At 65.8% G+C, this 19194-nt stretch carries 13 protein-coding genes; 7 read left to right on the top strand and 6 right to left on the bottom strand.

Features of this window, described 5'->3' with window-relative positions; translation table 11 throughout:
• Window positions 1-715: 715 nt before the first annotated feature.
• Entirely contained in the window at window positions 716-2809 is a 2094-nt protein-coding gene (locus LOY33_RS15880; protein ID WP_258659370.1) for a TonB-dependent receptor domain-containing protein, read from the top strand.
• A gap of 17 nt (window positions 2810-2826) precedes the next feature.
• Here LOY33_RS15880 and LOY33_RS15885 read toward each other — a convergent pair whose 3' ends face one another.
• Entirely contained in the window at window positions 2827-3888 is a 1062-nt protein-coding gene (locus tag LOY33_RS15885) for an AI-2E family transporter (RefSeq protein ID WP_043860876.1), read from the bottom strand.
• A gap of 120 nt (window positions 3889-4008) precedes the next feature.
• Here LOY33_RS15885 and yegQ point away from each other — a divergent pair, with 120 nt between their 5' ends.
• Window positions 4009-5328 (top strand): tRNA 5-hydroxyuridine modification protein YegQ, encoded by a 1320-nt coding sequence (gene yegQ / locus LOY33_RS15890; protein WP_116054807.1) that lies wholly within the window; start codon window positions 4009-4011, stop codon window positions 5326-5328.
• Between the two features lie 84 nt (window positions 5329-5412).
• Here yegQ and LOY33_RS15895 read toward each other — a convergent pair whose 3' ends face one another.
• Entirely contained in the window at window positions 5413-7734 is a 2322-nt protein-coding gene (locus LOY33_RS15895) for an acylase (protein WP_309475758.1), read from the bottom strand.
• A 208-nt stretch (window positions 7735-7942) separates the two neighbouring features.
• Here LOY33_RS15895 and LOY33_RS15900 point away from each other — a divergent pair, with 208 nt between their 5' ends.
• Entirely contained in the window at window positions 7943-8329 is a 387-nt protein-coding gene (locus LOY33_RS15900) for a fe2+ zn2+ uptake regulation protein (protein ID WP_088515161.1), read from the top strand.
• 40 nt (window positions 8330-8369) lie between these two features.
• On the opposite strand, the gene LOY33_RS15905 is transcribed toward LOY33_RS15900, so the two are convergent.
• Entirely contained in the window at window positions 8370-8558 is a 189-nt protein-coding gene (locus LOY33_RS15905; RefSeq protein WP_043860879.1) for a hypothetical protein, read from the bottom strand.
• Window positions 8559-9013: 455 nt separating this feature from the next.
• On the opposite strand from LOY33_RS15905, the gene LOY33_RS15910 reads away from it, so the two are divergent.
• On the top strand, window positions 9014-9394 hold the full coding sequence (locus tag LOY33_RS15910) for a Mor transcription activator family protein (RefSeq protein WP_196933150.1): 381 nt from the start codon (window positions 9014-9016) through the stop codon (window positions 9392-9394).
• Between the two features lie 79 nt (window positions 9395-9473).
• Here LOY33_RS15910 and LOY33_RS15915 read toward each other — a convergent pair whose 3' ends face one another.
• The 3 genes from LOY33_RS15915 to LOY33_RS15925 form a co-directional block, all read right to left on the bottom strand.
• Complete coding sequence (locus LOY33_RS15915; protein WP_258659371.1) at window positions 9474-13148, bottom strand: translocation/assembly module TamB domain-containing protein; 3675 nt, start codon at window positions 13146-13148, stop codon at window positions 9474-9476.
• The gene (locus tag LOY33_RS15920) at window positions 13145-14884 is read right to left on the bottom strand and encodes an autotransporter assembly complex family protein (RefSeq protein ID WP_258659372.1); all 1740 of its coding nucleotides are present in this window, start codon (window positions 14882-14884) and stop codon (window positions 13145-13147) included. Before LOY33_RS15920 ends, LOY33_RS15915 begins: the two co-directional genes overlap by 4 nt.
• 66 nt (window positions 14885-14950) lie before the next feature.
• Complete coding sequence (locus tag LOY33_RS15925; RefSeq protein ID WP_043860883.1) at window positions 14951-15601, bottom strand: N-acetyltransferase; 651 nt, start codon at window positions 15599-15601, stop codon at window positions 14951-14953.
• Between the two features lie 148 nt (window positions 15602-15749).
• Between LOY33_RS15925 and xthA the strand changes: the two genes are divergently transcribed.
• The 3 genes from xthA to LOY33_RS15940 all read left to right on the top strand — a co-directional run bounded on the left by xthA (window position 15750) and on the right by LOY33_RS15940 (window position 19117).
• Window positions 15750-16562 carry an exodeoxyribonuclease III gene (xthA, locus tag LOY33_RS15930; protein WP_258659373.1) on the top strand — a complete coding sequence of 271 codons (813 nt, stop codon included), beginning with the start codon at window positions 15750-15752 and terminating at the stop codon, window positions 16560-16562.
• Between the two features lie 85 nt (window positions 16563-16647).
• A complete protein-coding gene (locus LOY33_RS15935; RefSeq protein ID WP_258659374.1) occupies window positions 16648-17958 on the top strand; it encodes a phosphate ABC transporter substrate-binding/OmpA family protein in 1311 nt (436 codons plus the stop codon).
• A 160-nt stretch (window positions 17959-18118) separates the two neighbouring features.
• Window positions 18119-19117 (top strand): TerC family protein, encoded by a 999-nt coding sequence (locus LOY33_RS15940; RefSeq protein WP_258659375.1) that lies wholly within the window; start codon window positions 18119-18121, stop codon window positions 19115-19117.
• Window positions 19118-19194: the final 77 nt, after the last annotated feature.

Here is a 19194-nt window from a genome sequence, read left to right on the forward strand (position 1 = left end):
CGGCCTGTCAGGAGGCCGAGTGGAGGTGTCGTGCAGGGGGCGGGGCGCAGCCCCTTCGGCGTTAGCCGAAGCGAGCGACTGTTAGAGTTGCTTGCAACTCGGGTCGCGTGCCCCCTGGACGGCGCCGGAGGGAGGGAACCCGGAGCGAAGCGTAGGGCCGTATGTTTGGCCGGGGACCTTTTGGTTACTTTTGCGTCCTTGCAAAAGTGACCCGCTGTAAGAGCGGAAGGCGTCATTCGCAGCGCTATCCATGCCGGATAAACACACCGCTCGATAAAATCGACGACCGTGAACATATCCAGCATGCATATCGACAATCAGGGCCCCTTCCGCTCTTACAGCGGCTTACTTTTTTCTTGGAAAAAGTAAGCAAAACCGCTCCGTCCATCATCAGGCCCTACGCTTCGCTCCGGGTCCCCTCCCTCCGGCGCCGCTCCGGGGGCACGCGACCCGAGTTGCAAGCAACTCTAACAGTCGCTCGCTTCGGCTAACGCCGAAGGGGCTTCGCCCCGCCCCCTGCACGACACCTCCACTCGGCCTTCTGGGGGACGGAAGATCAAGATCAAAAGCAGATCAAAATCAAAAGCAAATCAACAGCAGATCCAGAGCAGATCCAGAGCAGATCAAAAGCATGACTGCACTACAGATCACCCACTGTGCTTCGTCTGATACTTGCAACGTCAGATACCCGCCCAACCGTCCCGGAACCCCTTCGATGCACCCCACCCTGCCCCGCTCGTCCCTCGCCGTATTGATCGCCTGCACCGCCACCGCCCAAGCCAACCCAGGCATCGAACTCGGCCAGGTACTGATCCAGGACCAGGAACACAACGAACTTCAGGACGCCCGCGAGCGCCTGCAGCAAATCCCCGGGGCCACCAACCTGATCGACATGCAACAGGTCGAACAAGGCCGCGTCGCCAGCAACCAGGACGTTCTCGCCTACCAGCCCGGCGTGTTCGCCCAATCCGCCGGCAACGACGGCATCAAACTGTCGATTCGCGGCTCGGGCCTGAACCGTGCCCCCGGCGCCCACGGCTCCGGCGTATACACCCTGTTCGACGGCCTGCCCCTGACCGGCCCCGGCGGCACGCCCTATGAACTGTTCGAGCCCCTGTGGCTAAGCAGCGCCGAGGTACTGCGCGGCGCCAACGGCTTCGACCGCGGCGCCCTGGCCCTGGGCGGCGCCATCAATTACGTGACCCACACCGGCTACGACGCCGCGCCCCTGCAGGTACGGGTCGAGGCCGGCAGCCGTGGCTACGGCAAACGCCAGGTCAGCTCCGGCCAGGTACTGGGTGACCTGGACTACTACGTCGCCCTCACCGACTCGGAATACGACGGCTACCAGGACCACAGCAGCGGCAGCAGCAAGGGCATCGCCGCCAACGTCGGCTACCGCTTCAACCCCAACCTGGAAACCCGCTTCTACCTGCGTTACCGCGAAACCGAAAACGAACTGGCCGGCCGCCTGACCAAGGACCAGATCAAGCACCACCCGCGCGCTGCCAACCCGCTGTACCTGAGCCGCGACGCCAGCCGCCCGCAACCGGGCAGCACCTGGCTGGGCAACAAGACCACCTTCTACCTCGATGACGACTCGCAGCTGGAAGCCGGCCTGGTCTACCACGACTACCCCATGGACCTGCGTGAAGGCACCAAGCGCCTCAAGGTGGCGTACACCGACGTCAGCGGCACGCTCAACTACCTGCGCCGCGACACCCTGTTCGGCCACGAGAGCAAGACCACCCTGGGCTGGCGCACCACCAAGCACCTGCCCAACACCGGGGCCTCGGAGTTCGTGCGGGTCGAGACCGACCCCACTCAGCCCATAGGCACCAAGACCCGCGACTTCACCTACCAGGGCTCGGACAGCGTCCTCCACTTCAGCAACGAACTGGAACTGGTGCCAGACCTGTGGCTGACCAGCGGCCTGGCGATGATCTATACCCGCCGCGAAAGCGCCGTCACCTATCCGGCCAGCGGCGGCAAGGTCAGCCAGCATGACTGGGACTACGCCCCGCGCCTGGGGCTGCGCTACGACTTCAGCCCCGCGCTGCAGCTGTACGGCAACCTGAGCCGCTCGGTGGAGCCTGCGCACCCCTGGGCGCTGATCTGGAGCTCGCCAGCGATCAACGGCCTGCAGACCCAACCCATCGAGCTGCGCAACCAGACCGCCACCACCCTGGAGCTCGGCGCCCGCGGCGACTCGCGGCTGGGGCGCTGGGACCTGGCCTGGTACTACTCGGCCGTGCGCCACGAACTGCTGACAGTGGAAACCGTGGCCGCCAGCAGCAGCACCAACGCCATCGTCGGCGAGGTGAATGCCAGCCCTACCGTGCACCAGGGGGTGGAAGCCAGCCTCGACAGCCTGCTGTGGGAACACAGCGGAGTTGGCCGGGTGTCGCTGCGCCAGGCCTACACCTTCAGCGACTTCCACTACCGCGATGACGCGGCGTTCGGCGACAACCGCCTGCCCGGCATGCCGATGCACTACTACCAGGCGCAGGTGCGCCTGGACCATCCCAGCGGCTTCTATGCCGGGCTCAACACGCAGATGGCCTCAAAGGTGCAGGTCGACTACGCCAACTCCTACCAGGCCGATGCGTATGCCCTGCTGGGCGCAACCTTCGGCTACGCCTCCCCCCGACAGGACTGGACCACCTGGCTCGACCTGCGCAACCTCACCAACAAGCGCTATGCCGCAACCGTGACGCCCGGCTACGACGACAAGGATCTCGATGCCGCACGCTCCACCCCCGGCGAAGGCTTCGCAGCCTACGTGGGCATGTCCTATAGCTGGAAGTGACGCTCGCCAGCGGCGCCTCAGGGCAGTTGCACCTGAGGCTTGGTCGCCACGAAAATCCCCCAGCTGGACATGAACAGCGCCGCGATCAACGGCCCGATGACGAAGCCGTTGAGGCCGAACACCGCCAGCCCGCCCAGGGTCGAGATCAGGATCAGGTAGTCGGGCATGCGGGTGTCCTTGCCCACCAGGATCGGGCGCAGCACGTTGTCCACCAGGCCGATCACGAACACCCCGAAGGCGGCAAGCACCACACCCTGCCAGATCGAACCACTGAGCAGGAAGTACGCGGCCACCGGGCCCCACACGATGCCGGCACCCACCGCCGGCAGCAGCGACAGAAACGCCATCAGCACCGCCCACACCAGCGCACTGGGGATATCCAGCACCCAGAAGATGAACCCGCCGAGCGCGCCCTGGGTCACCGCCACCAGCAGGTTGCCCTTGACCGTGGCACGCACCACGCGATTGAACTTCAGTTGCAGGCGACGCTTCTGGTGTTCGGCCAGGGGCACCGCCGTGCGGATCTTGCGCACCAGCTCGGCGCCATCGCGCAGGAAGAAGTACAGCAGGTACAGCATGATGCCGAAGCTCACCAGGAACTCGAACGTGCCCTGCCCGAAGCTGAACGCCTGGGTGGCGAAGAACTGGCTGCCCTGCATCGCGCCCTTGGCGATCTTGTCGCGCAAGCCCTCCAGATCCCCCATACCCAGGCGTTCCAGGCCATGCTGGGCCACAGCGGGCAGCATGTCCTTGAAGCGCTCGATGTAGCCGGCGATATCCAGTTGGCCGCTCTCGATGTTCTTGTACAGCGTGGCGCCTTCCTGAACCAGCAGCGTGCTGATGACGATCACCGGCAGAATCGCGATCAGCAGGCACACCAGCAGCGTGATGCCCGCTGCCAGGTTGCGCCGCCAGCCCAGGCGCAACAGCAACCGGCGCTGCAACGGCGCAAACACGATGCCCAGGATCACCGCCCAGAACACCGCGCCGTAGTAGGGCAATAGAATCCAGATGAAGGCCAGGGTCACCAGGACCAGCAACCACATCAGGGCTTTTTGCTGCAATACCGATTCGTTCATGTCCGCTCCTTTGCGCTCTGATGATTAGTGCGCGGCGCACTGCAGAAAGTGCCGTTGCCGTGGATCAATAAAATCGGTGGTGCAGGCGCGTAGCATCCGCGCTTTTGTCGCGACCTTGCCATGACCCACCTCGCCCGACCCGAACTGCTCGCCCCTGCCGGCACCCTGAAGAACATGCGCTATGCCTTCGCCTATGGCGCCGATGCGGTCTACGCCGGCCAGCCGCGCTACAGCCTGCGTGTGCGCAACAACGAATTCGACCATGCCAACCTGGCGCTGGGCATCCAGGAAGCCCAGGCCCAGGGCAAGCGGTTCTACGTGGTGGTCAACATCGCCCCGCACAATGCCAAGCTCAAGACCTTCCTCAAGGACCTGGAACCTGTGATCGCCATGGGCCCGGACGCGCTGATCATGTCCGACCCTGGGCTGATCATGCTGGTGCGCCAGCACTTCCCGGCCATGCCGATCCACCTGTCAGTACAGGCCAATACGGTGAACTGGGCCAGTGTCGCGTTCTGGCAATCCCAGGGCCTGAGCCGGGTGATCCTGTCCCGGGAGCTGTCGCTGGAAGAAATCGAAGAGATCCGCCAGCAGGTGCCGGCGATGGAGCTGGAAGTGTTCGTGCACGGCGCCCTGTGCATGGCGTATTCGGGGCGCTGCCTGCTGTCGGGCTACCTGAACCGGCGCGATGCCAACCAGGGCAGCTGCACCAACGCCTGCCGCTGGCAGTACAGCGCCACCCCGGCCCAGGAAAACGAGGTGGGTGACATCGTGCGCGAAGTCCAGCCGACCCTGGGCGTCGGCGCCCCCACCAACCAGGTGTTCGTGCTGCAGGAAGCCAACCGGCCCGGCGAAGACATGCCGGCATTCGAGGACGAGCACGGCACCTACATCATGAACGCCAAGGACCTGCGTGCCGTGCAGCACGTCGGGCGCCTGACCCGCATGGGGGTACACTCGCTGAAGATCGAGGGGCGTACCAAGTCGCACTTCTACTGTGCCCGCACCACCCAGGCGTACCGGCAGGCCATCGACGATGCGCTGGCGGGGCGTGAATTCGACCGTTCGCTGATGCTCGACCTGGAGTCATTGGCGCAACGCGGCTACACCGAAGGCTTCTTGCGCCGCCACGTGCACGACGAGTACCAGAACTACGAGCGGGGCAACTCGGTGTCCGAGCGCCAGCAATTCGTGGGCGAGCTGACCGGGGAACGGGTCGACGGGCTGGCCGAGGTCAAGGTCAAGAACCGTTTCGGGCTGGGCGATCACCTGGAGCTGATGACGCCGCGGGGCAACTACCATTTCGACCTGCACCAGCTGCGGGATCGCGCGGGCAATCCGCTGGAGGTGGCGCCGGGGGATGGGCACACGGTGTACCTGCCGATTCCCGAACAGGTGGAGCTGGGCTACGGGCTGTTGTTGCGGGATCTGAATACGTAGCCACGCTATCGCGGGTCAAGCCCGCTCCCACAGGTAGTGCGCAATCCTGGTGGGAGCGGGCTTGACCCGCGATGCAGCCGACGCTCAACGTGGGCTGCTGGCTACAGCTGCAGTATCCGTCTCACGTATCACCTGCACCTGATACTGCGGGTCCGCCTTGATCTGCGCCTCGGTGAATGGAATGGTGTGCCAGTGCCCGGCCGAGAACGCACGGGTCTGGTCACTGGCATGCACCGACCCCGCCTCGCTGGACTGGGAAAACGCCAGCAGCCCCTGCGCGTGCGGCCCCTTGTCATCGAAACTGACCACCTGCAGGTAACTGGTGCCGCTGATCACGGTGCGCTTGCCCCCCTCGCCCGGCACGCTCTGCATGGCGTTGTACACCCCAAGGCTCGACGGCCCGCCATGCATCGGCGTGCCGTCGCCCGCCTGCTGGATCTGCCCCCACTGCACATTCGCACTCAGCCCGGCCTCGGCCACCTGCGCCTGCGACGCCAATGCCGCCGCACGCACGGCCCTGGCCACCTCGGCACGCTCCAGCGCAAGGCCGCGTGGGGTGTGCTGGGGGTCGGCCGGATCGAATGCCACGCGCCAGAACTCACCGTGCTCCTGCAACGCCTGCAGGATGTTCTGGAAGTGCACCAGGCCGATGCCACTGGCCAGGCCGGCCTTGCCATCCCACGCCGCCAGGCTGTCGCAAACGGCCTTGAGCTGCGGATCGGCCGTCGCGCCCTTGCACCACTGCAGCAGGTCGGGCAGCGCCAGCTCGGCCAGGTACACCTTGTCGTCCATGACCATGTGGTGCAGGTCCTGCGCGCTGATCTTGCCGGGGCGGTTCAACCGCTGCAGGGCAAAGCGGCTGCGCGGGCCCAGGGGCACGTCTTCGCGGCTGATGATCGGCGAGTAGCCGCGCAGCGGCTGCGCCGGGTTGACCATCCAGGCCGAATCGTTGGAGTGCTGTACGAAGTCGCCACGCAGCAGGCTTGGCTGCAGTTGCGCGGGGAAGATACCGGGCTGCGCCGCTCGCGCATCGACCTTCCAGTTGCAGGCGCTGCGCGAACCGTCGAGCACGATCAGTTCCAGGCCCGCCGCCGGGTCGCTGCACTGCGCCAGCAGCGGCGCATCCACATAGGGCACCACCGACTGGTTCAGGTACAACGCCTGCCCCCTGGCATCCACCGCCAGGGTGTTGACCCAGGGTATGCCCTGCAGGCGCTGCACCGACTGCTGCAGGGCCTGCAGGCTGTCGGCCTGGTTCATGCTGTACCACTGCTGCAGCACGCGGGTGTTGCCCAGGTTGGCATCACGCAGGCTGAAGGCCACCTGCCCGGTCCAGTCCAGCCGCCCGGGCCACTGCACCAGCGGGCCGTAGATCGTGCCGTACAGCTCGCGGGTGACCACCTGCTGCTGGCCGTCCTCAGCCTTGACCGACACGCTCACCGGCTGGCGGGTCATGGGGGTGGACACGCCGTCGAGCAGGTAGCGGGTCGAGTCTTTCGGGTCCAGTTGCAAGCGGTGCAAGGTGAAGTGCCGGGAGGTGTCAACGGTGTGCGTCCAGGCCAGATGCCGGTTGAAACCGATGTTGATCAGCGGCAGGCCGGGCAACGCGGCGCCCATCACGTTCAGCTTGCCGGGGATGCTCAACTGCATCTGGTAGAAGCGCATGCCACCCACCCACGGGAAATGCGGGTTGGCCAGCAACAGGCCACGGCCATTGGCCGAACGCTCGTGCCCTATCGCCACCGCGTTGCTGCCGCGCTCAAGCGCAAAGTTGGCCTGGCGCGCCTGGGCCACACTGAAGGCCGCAGCCGGCAACCCCGCCGCTGCACCGGGGGGCGCGGCACCGGCCACGGCTTCGACGAACTGCCCGGCCCCACCCTCGACCAGCAGGCGCCGGGTCAGCTTGACCAGGTCCAGGGCGGTGATGGGGCGCAGCCACTCGGCCTGCTGGCACTGGGCAGGCAGGCCCTGGGCAGTGCGCTCGGCCAGCGCGCGGTTGTAGCCCAGCGCGTAGCCTTCGAGCAATGAACGGATCGGCGCCGGTTGCGCCTGCCAGTACGCAGACACCGCCGCCGGCGTGTTCAGCCAGGTGAAAAACACGTCGCTGGCCAGGTTTTCACGCTGCTCCAGGGTCAGCGCCTGCGGCCCGAAGAACCGCGAGCGCTCACCGTTGACGGTCACCACTTCGTTGGCCAGCAGGCACAGGTTGTCCTGCGCGTAGGCATACCCGATGCCATAGCCCAGGCCACGCTCATCGCGGGCCACGATGTGCGGCACACCGAAGCTGGTGCGGCGGATCTCGGCCCGGGCCTCGCCCGGCGGCGCCTCGCGGGCGTGGGCTGAACAACTCAGAGCAACCAGCAGGGCCGTCAGGCAGAACGAGGGGATCGAGCGATTGGCAGACACGCGGACTCCGGCAGCATCAGGGTGAACGAACATCCTGACTAGACGAATTTCATCATGAAAATTTACCGCTTTTGCGCCGCTCGTTCGTCTCTCTCTACATAAAGGCAATATTTTTTGCCTTGCCGATGCAGATTTGCCGCGCTCGTTCGTCTTATAGAGTGAGAGCACCACACGCAAACTGGACAGGCTCGGGAAAGGGAGTTTTCACATGTACAACCAGCAACAGCCAATCACACCGCTGCGTTTCAGACGCAAAGCCCACGCGCCGCTGCCGGAAAAGCCCGAAGCGGCTGAACCGGACCGCGCCGGCAACGAACATATCCGCGAACTGCTCAAGGCATTCGGCCTGCGCACCAGCCTGATCCGGCTGAAGGTCATCGATGCGCTGCACGCGGCCGCCAGAGAGGGGCGCAGTATCGGGGTGCGCGGGGTGCACAGCCAGCTCGAGCAGCTGGATATTCCGCTGTCGTTCCTGAGCGTTCGCGAAGTGCTCAAGCGCCTGTGCGTCGAAGGTGTGATCAGCCTGGGCAGCGACAAGTGCTACAGCCTCAACCCCGAGGCTCGCGCGGTGCTGGAACAGCCGGTTTCACGCTAGGCCAACGGCCGGGTGACGCCGGCCGCAGCCTCGCAAGCGGTCAGAACTTGACCTTGCGCCGCATGATGCCGTTCACGATCACGGCCAATACGGCTACGCCGATGGCGATGTACTGGAACACCTTTTCGCTGATCACGCCGGCGTTCTGCAGGTACGAGCCGCCCAGCATGATTGCCAGCACCACCAGGGCAACCAGGATCGAGTATTTCAGGCGTTGAGCTTGAGTCATTGAAAAATCCTTACGACAACGGGTTTGAGGGCCCTACTGCGGCCGGCGGCCATGATACAACGCCACGTCACGCAGGAGGATGTTTCCCGGTTTTTCCCGACGCGACAACCTGAAATCATCCGCCAGGTGTGCCCGTGCCCTGCGTTCAGGGTTGAGCAACCTGAACCACAGCGCTGGAGCAGGCTCGCCGTAGACACGGGGCCACGCCCTCCCTGACGCCGCTGGTTCCTACAACAGATCACCGACTTCCTCACGCAATGTGTACGGAAAGACTACCTCCCCTGACCCGCTTGCTGCCTAGATCTCCCCTTGGCGGTTGACCGAGAATTCCTTCAGGCCACTTGGCAGTTCAACGCTGTCGACGTGGGGCGCGCCGCACCTGGCAAGGATGCTCAGGCACGGACGGCACCCGATGAAGTGGCCCCTTCGCTCATACCGCCAACAAGGAAGTCATCATGGAACTGTGTGACCTGAACAAGATCGACATCGAACAACTGCCCCAGTCACTGCAGATGCTCATCGAATGCATCGGGCTGGAGCATGCCTACCGCCTGACCACCATCTACGGTGGCCGCCCCAAGTACATTCCCAAGCACCGCGAGCGCACCACGCTGGCCGAGATCCTGCCAACCGCAGCGCTGGATGCATTGATCAAGCGCTACGCCGGCATGGCGCTGGAGATTCCCAAGGCCGACCACTTCAATCGCCAGCTGCGCAACCAGCAGATCCAGCAGGAAAGCTCCAATGGCCAGTCACGCAGCGTGCTGGCCGACAAGTACGGGTTGAGCCTGCGCCAGATCGGCAACATCCGGCGCCAGGAAGCGCACACGCGCTAGACACACCCTGCACACAACAACGCCAGGCGCGAGCGGTCGCGCCTGGCGTTGTTGTGTGCGCAGCCCTTGACGGGCCGTATCAGAAGTCGCGCTTGTAGAAGATATCCAGCGAGCTGGCGATACCGCTGGCAGCCTCCAGGTAGACCTTCTTGCTGAGCAGGTAGCGCAAGGCGATGGTGTTGGCCGGCTCGAACACCCCTACGCCGTAGCGCAGGCTCAGGCGCTCGGTCAGCTTGCCGCTGGCCACCACGCTGGTGTTGTCACCGCTGCCCTGGGTGTCGAGCTGGAAGTCCTCGATGCCCAGGCTCGATGCCAGGCTGCCGGTAATCCCCGCGCTGCCCGCCAGGCCCAGGCCCAGGGCCGCCTCCGCCAGCATGTTGTTGTCTTCGCCGGTATTGCCCAGGGGACGCCCCAGCACCAGGTACGACAAGGCCTGCTCCTGGCTCATCGCCGGCTCGGAAAACACCTGGGTGGTGGGCTGTTCGGCGCTGCCGCTGAGGCGGATGCCGGCAATCACGTCGTCGGTCTGGCGAATGGCCTCGATGTCCAGGTAGGGCTGGTCGATCGGCCCGGCAAACAGCAGCCGCGCACGGCGGATGGTCAGGCGCTGGCCATAGGCGCGGTAGCGCCCATCGGCCAGGCTGAGCTCGCCACGGGTATCGAGGTTGTCGCCAATGTGCACGCGCCCCAGCAGGTTGGCGGTCAGGCCGAAGCCGCTGAATGCCAGCTTGTCCTGCCCCACCTCCACGTCGATGTCCATGGCCACGGCCATCGGCGCCTTGCCCTGCTCGGTCTGGTGGCCGACGATGACCGTGTCATCCGACACCTTGACGGTCGAAGGCGGCAGTTCGCGCACGGTGATCTTGCCCTTGGGCACCAGCACCTTGCCGGTGACCGCGAGCTTTTCGCCGATCATGTGGATCTTCAGGTCCGGCGCCACCTCCAGGTTGGCGTAGGGTTCGACGGTGACCGGCAGGCGCTGCCCCTGCAGTTGCAACTCCACCGCCAGGCCCTGGGCCCAGCCGATCTGGCCACTCAGGCGGCCCTGGCCGACCGGGCCGCTCTTCCACTCGCCGCCCAGTTGCACCTGCTCGCCTGCGATCTGTGCCCGCAGGCTGAGGTCGCTGAGGCTGATGGGCAACTCGGCACCCGACACTTCGCCATTGCTCAGCGTCAGGTTGCCGTTGACCTGGGGCGCCAGCAGCGTACCGGTGATCTGTCCGCTGCCGTTGAGCTGACCAGCCAGGCGCTCGACCATCGGCGCGAACGGCCGGCCCACCGACAGGTCCAGCCCGCTCAGGCGGAAGTCTCCGCTCAGCGGCTTGTTGCGCGCCAGTGGGTCGATGCGCGCCGACAGGGTCAGCTCGCCCAGGCGCCCGCCCACGAACTCCAGGCGCGTGTCCACGCGGCGCGGGCCCAGGGTGCTGTTCAGGCGCAGCGCCTGGTACGGGAAGTCCAGCCATCGATCCTTTTCCCGCACCCGCAAGGTGCCGCCACTGGCGTCTACCACGATCGACCCCTTGGGCCCGCTGGCCGGCAGGTCGAGGTTGATGTCGGCATTGAGCATGCCCTGCCAGGCGAAGTCCTTGGGCAACCACTGCGCCAGGCTTTGCAGCGGGAACTGCTTGAGGTGGTAGCGCAGGCGCGGGTCGGGCATCAGGCGCTGGTCTTCACCACACAGGCTGGCCTGCCCGGAGCGCCAGCAATGGGCGCCGAAATCCACCTGCCCATTGGCCAGGCGCTGCAACCTGGCCGGTGCCTGCAGCTGCCAGTCCTGCCCGCCCGCCTGCACCTGGCCGCTGGCCAGGCGTCCGCGCCAGTTGCCCTTGTCGAGCTGACCGTCCAGGCCCAGGTCGAGCTTGAGCTGCGGCCCATCGAGGGCCAGTTGCAATTGCTGCTTGCCAATGTCGCCCTGGCCTTTGGCAGTCAGGGTGCCCAGGTTGGTTTCGCCCAGGCGGATCGACCCGGCCTGCAGGTCGATCAGGGCACGCTGGGCGCTGTCCAGCCGGGCGTCCAGGTCAAGGCGTTGCACGCGGTTTTCGGCCTGGCCCAGTTGCTGGCCCTGCAAGGTCAGTTGCCCCTGCGGCGCCTTGAGCGTACCGGCCACATCGAGCCGGCCCTTGAGCTGGCCTTGCAGTTGCGGCCACAGCTGGCCCAGGCGCGGCAGGTTGAGGTCAAGCTGACCGGCCAGGCGTTGCTGCACACTGGCGCTGCCGTTGATCTTGTTGTCCCCCAGCTGGATCAGCAAGGTGCCCAGGGTCCAGTTCTCGCCTGCACCGTCGGCCTTGGCCTGCAGCACGGCGGGCTGGCCGCGCAATCGCCCCTTGAGGTCCAGATCGGCATTCAGGCGCAGCGTGTCGCCCTTGAGTTCGCCCTTGCTGCGCAGCGGGCCCGCCAGGGTGCCCGGCAGCTCGGCCAGCCAGTACGCCGGGTTGAGCGCCGACAATTCCAGTGCCGCGTCCCACGCCACGCCCTCGGCAAACTGCACGGCGACGCTGCCGGCCACCTTGCCCTGGCCGGCTTCAAGGGCCAGCTGTGGCAGGCTGACCTGGCCCAGGTCGCCCTTGAACGGGCTGCTGACCTTGAAGGCACCTGCCGGCCCGTCCAGGTCGCCACTGAAATCGCCCTGGTAGTTGCCGTCGCGGTAGTTGACCTTGGCGTTCAGGCGCCGCAGCGTGACCTGCGGAGCCTCGTCCAGCGGGTACAGGCGCAGCCACGGGAAGTCCAGCCAGTCGATGCTGGCATCGGCAACCAGACCGCTCTGCCAGTCGGCAGTGGCGCTGAGCGTGACACGCTGCTGCGCGGCGGCGCTCAGGTCCAGGGCGGCGATCTGGGCGCCCTTGGCATCCACCCGGCCACGCAGGCTCAGGCTGATCGGCCCCTGCTCGGCCGGCAGGCGGCCGGCGCCCACCAGTTGATAACCTTTTTCCAGGTCGCCATAGGCACTGAGTTCCAGCTGCTCGAACTGCAGGGTGTCCGGCAATCCGGCCGATGGCTTGAAGCCGGTGGCGCTCAGGCGTACCTGGGCCGGCAGGTGCTCGGCCAGGGGCCGCAATTGACCCGCCAGGCGCCCTTGCAGGTAGCCGCTGCTGTCGGCCTGCAGGTCGAGGCTTTTCTGCAGGTCGCCTTTTATCTGCACCGCCAGTTGCCAGGGCTGGTCGTCGATGGCCGGCAGTTGCACCTGACCCTGCAGCTGCAACGGCCAGTCACCCACCGGTTGCAGCAGGCCGCTGAGGTTCAGGCTGAGGTCTTCGCGTTGCAGGTTCAGGCTGTCGATCTGCAGGCCCTGGGCGGTCCAGTGTGCAGCCAGTTGCAACTGGCTCAACTGCTCGCTGCCGTCCAGATGCAACTGGCCGACCTGTACTTCGCCCAGTTCGATCGCCACTGGCAACTGGAGGCTGGGCAACTGCAGCGGCCCGCTGTCGGGCGCTGCCTCGCTGGGGGCGAAGTCCAGGTTGACCTGCCCGGCGCGCAGCTGGTCGATGCACAAGGTCATGCGCAACAGGCAGCCGGGCGACCAGGCAAACACCGGTGCAAGCACTTCGACCCGGTCCTCGCCCTGCTGCCAGATCAGCCGATCGGCCTGCCATTGCCCGCCAAGGCGGCCTTGAAAATTGTCCAGCTGCAAGCCCGGCACCAGGCTCAAGGCCCAGCGGCTGCCGGCCTGGGTACCCAGCAGGATACCCACGGCCAGCACCAGCACGACCAGCAGCGCCAGCAGGGCCAGCCCGCCGCGTTTCAACACCTTGCTCACAACTCGGGCCCCATGGAAAAGTGCAAACGTATGCCGCCGTCATCGTCCAGCGCCTTGGCCAGGTCGAGCCGCAGCGGGCCGACCGGCGACACCCAGCGTACACCGAAGCCGACGCCGGTCTTGAGGCTGGGAAGCTCCAGGCTGTTGAACGAGTTGCCCTGGTCGACGAAGGTCGCCAGGCGCCACTTCTCGGCGATCGAGTACTGGTACTCGGCACTGGCGGCCACCAGATAGCGCCCGCCGATACGGTCGCCATCGGCGTTCTTGGGTGAAAGGGTCTGGTAGTCGTAGCCACGCACGCTCTGGTCGCCACCGGCAAAGAAGCGCAGCGAGGGGGGCACCGACTTGTAGCCGTTGGTGGCGCTGCCGCCGAACTGCACCCGGCCCAGGAAGCGGTGGTTCTGCGCGACGGTGGTCAGGCCCTTGAGCAGCACGTTGCCATGCAGCAGGTTGGTGTCGGACAGCAGCCCTTCCTTGGCCACCTGCGCGTCGAACTGCAAGCGGTAGCCGTTGTGCGGGTCGATGCGGTTGTCGCTGCGCAGGTAGCTGTAGCTCACACCCGGCATCAGCAGGGTGCTCAAGCCCGAATCGTCACCCAGACGGTACTCTTCGCGCTGCCACTTGAGCGATACCACGCGCTGCCAGCCGCTGGGCAGCTTGCTGTGCCATTCCGGGCCCACGGTGAGCAGTTTGCTGAGGCTGTCGGTGCCGGCGATCTCTTCGTTCTGGTAGCCGCCGGCAAAGCGCAGCTTGTCGGTCAGCGGCGGGTCGAGCGGTATGTCGTACCACAGGCCGACGTTCTGGCGCGGCGCCGAAAGCTCGGTTTCCAGGCCATAGCTGTGGCCTTGCGGGTTGACCCAGTGGCGGGTCCAGTTGGCCTTGCCGCGCGGCCCGACGTCGGTCGAAAAGCCCAGGCCCAGGCCCATGGTGCGGGGCTTGCGGGTTTGCAGTTGCACCTCTACCGGGATGCTCTGCGCCACGGCGGCGGTGGGCGCAGCGTCGACCCGCACGCCTTCGAAGTAGCCACTCGATTGCAGCGCGTTGTTCAGTTCGGCGATCAGTTCGGAGTCGTAGGGGGTGCCTTGCTTGAAGGGCACCATGCGTTGCAGCAGGCTCTCGTCGAACGGCGCGTCGCCTTCGAAGCGGACCTTGCCCAGCTGGTAACGCGGGCCGCTGTCGTACACCAGTTCGATGTCCGCCACACCCGCCGCCGGGTCGACCGCCAGGCGCTGGCGCAGGAAATGCCCGCTGAAGAAACCGTAGCGCGAGGACTGGTTCTGGATCAGCCGCTTGGCGTCCTCGTAGTTGCCATGGTTGAGCACAGCCCCAGGCCGCAGCGCCTTGCTCGAAGGAACCCGGAAGGCCGTCATCTCGCTGGCCGGGCCCTCGACGCGCACGGTCACCTCGCGCAGGCGCACCGGCTCGCCCGGCTCGATGCTGAGCACCAGTTGCGGGCCCTTGTCGGCCTTGGGCGAAGGTTTGACCTGGCTGTCGATCTGCGCCTGGTAGTAGCCCAGCGCCTGGGCAGCTTTTCTGGCCTGCTCCACGGCGCCGCGGCTGAAGCGCAGCAGCGCTTCTTCATCGCGGGTGCCAAGGCTGCCGATATAGCCTTCGACGTTGGCCTTGAGCTCGTTGTTGGCGGGCTTGATGCGTACTACCAGCTCGCTCTGTGCGTACACCGCGCAGCTGGCAACCCATAAAATCAACCCGCAGGTGAATCGTCCTGAATACGTCATAGGCGCGGATGCTACCAGAGCTTGGCGGTTGCCCGCAGCTCGCCGACGGTCTGATACACCACCCCTTCAGGCCTGTGCCTGGCGCAAACGCTGGGGATTGGGATGAAAAAACACATGCTCGCGGATTGGTCCTACAGCAATTTCACCGATTTCCAGGTAGCCCTGTCGCTTGTAGAACTCGAGGTAGTGGTCATTGCCGGTATTCAGTACCACCCCTTCGGACTGTTCGTCCTCGGCGCACCAGTCATGCAGCGCCAGCAGCAACTGTTCGCCATAGTGATGGCCCTGGAACTGCGGGTGAATGCCCAGTAGCGGCAGCACATGCACCGCGTCGCCCGGCACACAGGCCATGACCGCGGCCTGGTAGTCCAGGTAGCGCCGGGTACAGCGCAGGCCGGCGCTCAGCAGCATGCGCAGGCGCCACGCCCAGCTCTCGGTGATGCCCAGGCGCCGCTGCGGCGGGGCGATCAGGGCAATGCCGATCAGCCGGTCCTGCACCAGCAGGCCCAGCGCCGGCAGGTCCTGGAAGAAATGCTGACGCACCAGCTCGCGTACCGTGGCGCGCACGCGATGGTCGTAGCCGGGGCGATCGGCCTCGAACAGGTAGCGAAAGGTCGGCTCATGCCGGTAGGCCTGGTACAGCAGCGAGCGCGCCTCACGGCTGTAGCCGCTGTCGAGCTGACGAACTTCGGCCGGTACGGCAGGGGTATCGGACATGGTGACTCTCCTGGTGGGCTTCAATGCCTCTTTCTGAGTAGTGCGCGCTGGCCAACGTTCCCTTTGACTATAGGCCAGGACGCCACGCGTGCTGACACGCCGGGCGCCATCGGCTAGCATTCCCGATTTGCTCAGGATTGCGCCCCCCATGAAGATCGTCTCGTTCAACATCAATGGCCTGCGCGCCCGCCCCCATCAACTGGCCGCGCTGATCGAAAAGCACCAGCCGGACGTGATCGGCCTGCAGGAAACCAAGGTGTCCGACGAGCAGTTCCCGCTGGCCGAGGTGCAGGCGCTGGGCTACCACGTGCACTTTCACGGGCAGAAGGGCCACTACGGTGTCGCCCTGCTGTCGCGCCAGGCGCCGCTGAGCCTGGTCAAGGGCTTCAGCACCGATGAAGAGGACGCGCAGCGGCGTTTCATCTGGGGCACCTTCGCCGACGAGCACGGCAACCCCATCACCATCATGAACGGCTACTTCCCCCAGGGCGAAAGCCGCGACCACCCCACCAAGTTCCCGGCCAAGCAGCGCTTCTACGAAGACCTGCAGGCCCTGCTCGAATCCCGATTCCAGAACGACCAGCCACTGGTGGTGATGGGCGATGTGAACATCTCGCCCGAGGACTGCGACATCGGCATCGGCCCAGACAATGCCAAGCGCTGGCTGAAGACCGGCAAGTGCAGCTTCCTGCCCGAAGAGCGCGAGTGGATGGCGCGCCTGAAGAGCTGGGGCCTGACCGACAGCTTCCGCCATCTGCACCCGGAAGTGGCCGACCGCTTCAGCTGGTTCGACTACCGCAGCCGCGGCTTCGAGGACGAGCCCAAGCGCGGGCTGCGCATCGACCTGATCCTGACCTCCCAGGCACTGCTGCCGCGCATCAAAGCCGCCGGGGTCGACTACGAGTTGCGTGCCATGGAGAAACCCTCCGACCATGCGCCGATCTGGCTGGAACTGAACTGAGTCATGCGCTCGATGGCAGTCATTGGACTGTCATCGATCTGTCTTAATCTGCGCTCACCATCTTGAGTGCAGAGCACCCCCGGCAATGTTGCGATCTTTCTGTCTGCTGCTTGGCCTGCTGCCGGCGCTGTGCTGCGCCGAGCCGGCCAGCCTGCGCCTGCAAGGCTCCAATACCGTGGGCAGCGTGCTCGGCCCCGCGCTGGTACGCGGCCTGCTGCAGGCCCAGGGCGCCGGGTCGATCCAGACCCTGCCCGGGGCACGGCCCAACGAGGTGTGGGTGCAGGGGGTTTCGCCACAGGGCCAGACACTGCGCGTGAGCATTGCCGCCCATGGCTCGAGCACCGGCTTTGCTGCGCTCAAAAGCGGCGACGCCGACCTGGCGGCCACCTCACGCCCGATCAACGACAGCGAGCAGCAGGCGCTGCACGCGCTGGGCGACCTGAAAAGTGCCGACGCCGAACAGGTCATCGCCCTCGATGGCGTGGCCGTCATCGTGCACCCGGACAACCCGCTGCCCCAGCTGAGCACCACGCAACTGGCGCAGATCTTCGCCGGCCGCATCACCACCTGGGATGAACTGGGCGCCGGTAGCGGGCCGATCCACCTCTACGCCCGCGATGACCGCTCGGGCACCTTCGACACCTTCAAGGCCCTGGTGCTGGACGCCCAGCAGTATTCGCTGGCCAGCCACGCCAGGCGTTTCGAGTCCGGCGAGCAGTTGGCCGACGAGGTCAGTGCCGACCGCCAGGCCATCGGTTTCAGCAGCCTGGCGTCGGTGCACGGGGCCAAGGTGCTGGCCATCGTCGACGGCACCTCCCAGGCCATGCTGCCGACCCCCGCCCTGGTGGCCAGCGAAGACTACCCGCTGTCGCGGCGACTGTACCTGTACCTGCCGCCCGCCCAGCGCAACCCGCTGGCCAGTGCCCTGGTGGAGTTCGCCCAGAGCGCAGCGGGCCAGGCCATCGTGGCCAGCAGCGGGTTCGTCGCACAGCAGGTGCGGCCGGTCCAGGTACAGGCCTTGCCGGGCATGCCGGCGCAGTACCGCCAGTTGATCGCCAACGCCAGGCGCCTGAATGTCAATTTCCGCTTTCAGGAAGGCAGCGCCAGCCTCGACAACAAGGCGCTGCGCGATGTGCAGCGCGTGCTGGAGTACCTGCGCGAACACCAGAAGCTGCAGCACAGCGTGGTGCTGGTGGGGTTTGGCGACGCCAAGGACGACCCCGACCGCGCCGCCCTGCTCTCGCGCCTGCGGGCCATGGCGGTACGCCGCGAACTGGTGCGCGAAGGGGTGAACCTGCGCGAAGTGACGGGCCTCGGCGGTCAGATGCCCGTGGCGACCAATGCCGCCGAAGAAGGCCGAATCCGCAATCGCCGCGTGGAAGTCTGGGTCTACTGACCCACCCACCCGGGAAACCATTTGTAACAGCCTCCCCCCTCACCCTTTCCAGAGGCGAGCTAGGCTTTGGCTCAGTGACACCGGGCCCCTCTGACGGCTGATCGCCGCCATGTCGGAGTCACAGTTGTTTTCATACAACTACGACGACAAGGAGGGGCTCATGAGCGCTCTGCCGTTATTTCTCTTCGACCACTTCCTGGGCACGGCCGTGTGGCTGTGGCTGGTGTTCATCACCCTGGTGGTGGCTCTGCTGGTCCTGGACCTTGGCGTGCTGCACCGTCGCCCGCACGACATCGAAATGCGCGAAAGCCTGCTGCTGTACTCGGCCTACTTCAGCGTGGGGCTGCTGTTCGGTGGCTGGGTGTGGCTGGAGCTGGGCGCACAGAGCGCGCTGGAGTTCTACACCGGGCTGCTGGTGGAACAGTCGCTGTCGATGGACAACGTGTTCGTCATGGCGATGATCTTCGGCTTTTTCGGCATCCCGCGCCGCTACCAGCACCGCGTGCTGTTCTGGGGCATTCTGGGCGTGGTGGTGCTGCGCGCCCTGATGATCGGCCTGGGCAGTGCGCTGGTGCAGGAATTCGACTGGATACTGTACCTGTTCGGCGCATTCTTGCTGTTTACCGGCCTCAAGATGCTGTTCACCCGCCACGAAACGCACCCGGACCTGGCACACAACCCGGTGATCAGGTTCGTGCGCCGGCACATGCGCGTGACCGATGACCTGCATGGGGCGCGCTTCTTCGTGCGCCTCAAACCGGCTGGCCAGCCCAGGGCACTGCTGTACGCCACGCCGCTGTTCCTGGCCCTGGTGCTGATCGAGCTGGCCGACCTGGTGTTCGCGGTAGACAGCGTGCCGGCCATCCTGGCGATCACCCAGGACCCCTTCATCGTGTACACCTCCAACATCTTCGCCATCCTGGGCCTGCGTGCGCTGTACTTCGCCCTGGCGGCGCTGGTGCACCGCTTCGTTTACCTCAAGTACGCCCTGGCGCTGGTGCTGATATTCATCGGCGGCAAGATCTTCGCCCACGGCCTGATCGGCAAGGTGCCGCCGCTGCTGTCGCTGTGCGTGACGTTCGGGCTGCTGGCCGGTGGCGTGCTGCTGTCGCTGTTCAAGACACGAACGGCGGCCAAGGAGGTGAAACGGGTGGAGTAGCCTCGGGCAGCGTGTCGAATACCCTCGCGGATCATGCCCGCCCCACCCGGTCAGCAGGCGATCCGCGAGGGCATCGA

It is taken from the genome of Pseudomonas sp. B21-036 (genome assembly GCF_024748925.1).
Classification (GTDB): Bacteria; Pseudomonadota; Gammaproteobacteria; order Pseudomonadales; family Pseudomonadaceae; genus Aquipseudomonas; species Aquipseudomonas palmensis.